5 protein-coding genes are annotated in these 3,719 nt (G+C 35.6%); 1 reads left to right on the forward strand and 4 read right to left on the reverse strand.

Features of this window, described 5'->3' with window-relative positions:
* The 3 genes from ACZQCL_RS07350 to ACZQCL_RS07360 form a co-directional block, all read right to left on the reverse strand.
* Window positions 1-813: alcohol dehydrogenase catalytic domain-containing protein (locus ACZQCL_RS07350; RefSeq protein ID WP_482482509.1), on the reverse strand; the 813-nt coding region annotated here is incomplete at its 3' end.
* A 44-nt stretch (window positions 814-857) separates the two neighbouring features.
* A complete protein-coding gene (locus tag ACZQCL_RS07355) occupies window positions 858-1,433 on the reverse strand; it encodes a histidine phosphatase family protein (protein ID WP_337618445.1) in 576 nt (191 codons plus the stop codon).
* A gap of 12 nt (window positions 1,434-1,445) precedes the next feature.
* Window positions 1,446-2,036 carry a helix-turn-helix domain-containing protein gene (locus ACZQCL_RS07360; RefSeq protein ID WP_288522384.1) on the reverse strand — a complete coding sequence of 197 codons (591 nt, stop codon included), beginning with the start codon at window positions 2,034-2,036 and terminating at the stop codon, window positions 1,446-1,448.
* Window positions 2,037-2,188: 152 nt separating this feature from the next.
* Here ACZQCL_RS07360 and ACZQCL_RS07365 point away from each other — a divergent pair, with 152 nt between their 5' ends.
* Window positions 2,189-3,448 carry a Y-family DNA polymerase gene (locus ACZQCL_RS07365; protein WP_443669293.1) on the forward strand — a complete coding sequence of 420 codons (1,260 nt, stop codon included), beginning with the start codon at window positions 2,189-2,191 and terminating at the stop codon, window positions 3,446-3,448.
* 8 nt (window positions 3,449-3,456) lie between these two features.
* On the opposite strand, the gene ACZQCL_RS07370 is transcribed toward ACZQCL_RS07365, so the two are convergent.
* Window positions 3,457-3,719 (reverse strand): YolD-like family protein (locus tag ACZQCL_RS07370; protein WP_482482511.1); only part of this gene is annotated, 263 nt, incomplete at its 5' end.

Raw genomic sequence — 3,719 nt, forward strand, 5'->3', positions numbered from 1 at the left:
TGGTGCATCATATAAAGCGACTATTGTCACGATCGCATTTGGTCTTGCACATTGCCATGCAAGCTGAAAAGTAGAGGGGACACCCGCAACTTCAAGAACAACATCTGCTCCACCATGATCACTGTTTTCTAGCACAAAGTTTCGACATTCTTCTGGAGTTACTGTCAAAACTTCTGGATAATGTTCATGGATAAATTCAATGCGATGTTCATCTTTTTCACACATGATTATTCGTTTTGGCTTTTGAAGCATCACACACAATAAAGTACAAATACCTGTAGGCCCTGCACCAATAATCAACACAGTATCGTCTTCTTTGATTTCAGAAATACGAGTTGCCCAATATCCTGTAGCTAGTACATCCCCTACAAACAAAGCCTGTCGATCACTAACTTGTTCAGGAATCTTATTCAACCCCTGATCTGCAAAAGGAACACGCACATATTCAGCTTGTCCACCATCAATACGACAGCCAAGAGCCCATCCTCCATTATCATCCGTACAATTATTCACAAATCCATTCTTGCAGAAAAAACATTCTCCACAATATGTTTCCACATTCACTGTTACACGATCTCCAGGTTTTACATGTGTTACTTTACTTCCAACTTGTTCTACAATACCAACCATTTCATGACCAACGGTAATACCAGGTACTGCACGAGGAACACTACCATGTTTAATATGCAGATCACTTGAACAAATGCTCGCAAGTGTTACTTTTACAATCGCATCCCTTTCATGAAGAAGTATCGGTTTTGGTTTCTCTATCAACGCAAATTTCCCTTTTTCTAAATAAGTATATGTCAACATGTGTATTTACTCCTTTTTGCCATTAAACGTGGTCTATACATTCCTTACTTATATGTCTTAATGAATGTATGCTTACCATGATTGGATTCATAAACACGAATCTCACAATTGTTTGGCTTTGGTCTCCACTTAATGCCATTTTTACGATCTTCTAAATAACCACATAAAGAACGAATGATACCACCATGGCATACAATCAATACATTCTCATAATTCTGCTTTTCAAGTTCCTTTAAAAAGGATTGACTTCGTTTGACCATACTTTTGACAGATTCAACCGACTTAGGATTTGGCAACAATTCAGGAAAAGCCCAATAGGAAGTCATTTTTAATCCTAATTTAAAGTAGTTACGAAGCTCGTAATCCCCAAAATCCACTTCAATAATACGAGAATCAATCTTTACATCCTTTTGATCTACATTGCCCATAATCGACGCTGTCTGAATCGCTCTTTGTAGAGGACTTGCATATACCGCATCAAAATGAATATCACCAATCTTTTTTCTTGCCTCTTTTGCTTGTTGAATTCCCGTCTCATTTAAAGGTTCATCTGTAAGTCCCTGCATTAATTTTTGTTTATTTAAAGCTGTTTGGCCATGTCTAGTAATCCAAATCTTCATTCAATTACTCCCTCAATCAAAGTCTCTACGAGCATATAAGACTTTTCCAATAACCTTTACCGGAAGTTCTTCCACTTCTTCAGACGTAAAAACCTTTGTGTCAATCTTAGGATTTGCGGCTTCTAAAATCATTAAACCCTTTTTATATAAAACACGCTTCAATGTCGCTTCCTCACCCACAAGTACAATCGCAATACTTCCAGATTCCACTTCATTTGTCTGTTTCACAAAGACAAGATCCCCCTCATAGATATGGGCGTTGATCATAGAATCTCCACGTACACGTAAAAAGTAATCGCCTTTTTTTCCATCATGACGATTTAATTCAATATACCCCTCAATATCTTCCATTGGAAAACCATCATATCCGGCTTTTACACTGCCAACGATTGGTTTGATTCTTTCTTCCTCATCCAAAATACTTTTGACATCACAATCCAGCATATCGGATAGTTTCTTTAATGTATTGGCCTTTAAATGTGTGCTTTCACCCTTTAACCAACGAAAATATGTAGCACGCCCAATTCCTATTCTTTTAGCCGCCTCATCATGTTTAATGTTATTTTCAATCTCATATTGTAGTAATAATTGTCTTAACTGCATAGTTACACCACCTTTATCTATATAGTATCAAAAAATAAATAAAATACCAGTGAAAATTTATTAGCTTTTTAAGAAAGTCTCAAATCTATCTTGAATTTTTATTTATTTTTAACTATGATTTTATACGAACGATATGGGGTGTGGAGGTATTTATGCAAAAAACATATTTATGTATTGATTTAAAATCCTTTTATGCATCCGTTGAATGTGTTGAACTCGGCCTTGATCCATTCAAAGTCAATCTTGTAGTGGCCGATCCTACACGAGGTGGTGGTGCCATTACTCTTGCTGCAACACCAGCCATTAAAAAACTAGGCGTATCGAGTCGTGGTCGTATTTTTGAAATTGATCCAAAAATCGAATACATGATGGCTCCACCTAGAATGCACTTGTATATGGAATATAGCTGCAAAGTTTATAAAGTCTTCTTGGAATTTATTGCCAAAGAAGATATTCATGTCTATTCCATTGATGAATCATTTTTAGATGTCACAAGCTATTTAAAGCTTTATCAAGTCAATGCCAAAGAATTGGCAAAAAAAATATTAGATCGAATCTATGAAAAAACAGGTCTTACAGCTACTGTGGGGATTGGAACCAATTTGTATCTCGCTAAGATTGCGATGGATATATCCGCCAAACACAATGCCGATCGCATGGCCTATTTAAATGAAGACTTATATCGCCAAACATTATGGCATCATGTTCCATTAACAGATTTTTGGATGCTTGGAAATGGAACGGAAAGAAGATTACACAAATTAGGTATCTATGACATGTACGACTTGTGTCAATTTCCTATTGAAATATTATATAAAGAATTTGGTGTGAACGCTGAATATATCATTGACCATGCTTGGGGCAAAGAGCCTACGACCATTCAAGACATTAAAAATTATAAATCGAAACAACATTCTATATCCAATTCCCAAATTCTTTTTGAGGATTATTCCTTCCAAAATGCCTTTGTGGTTATGAAAGAAATGGTGGATCAAAATGTATTGACATTAACCGAGAAACATTTAGTGACTAAACAAATTTCTCTTATGATTGGCTACTCCAAGGATTGCATCAAACCAAGCTGTGGCTCATGTAAGATTACCAACTGTACAAACTCCTATTCCATCTTATTAGAAGAATTCAAACAACTCTATATTCGCATTGTGAATCCAAACTATCCCATTCGACAGATTGCGATTGGTTTTCAAGACGTGAAAGATGAATATTATTATGAGAATTATGATTTATTTACAGATGCAGAAAAAGTAGAACGAGAAAAAAAGCTACAGGAAACCTTAGTTCAAATCAAGCATCGCTATGGCAAGAATGCCATCTTAAAAGGGATGAACGCCTTAGACTTTGCGACCGCTAAAAAACGAAATACATTAATTGGTGGCCACAACGCATATTAGAGGAGTTTTCACTCCTCTAATTGTATGTAGCTAATTTGTTTCAGGTTGATCTTTGTCTTTACGATTTGAAGTATTTGCGTATCCAGATTAATTTTAGAAACTACGCCTGTGATTCTTTTATAATTGATACGATCATAATACTCAATCGTGACAAGTTTTCCTTTTTGAATTTCATGCACTCTTTTATTTAAGATTTCATAATCATCCTGCGATAAAATTCTCGGGCTTACAATTTCCACTTCACATTTTTGAATCATTTCTTTAAAGCCTT

The organism is Holdemanella sp., from assembly GCF_056804935.1.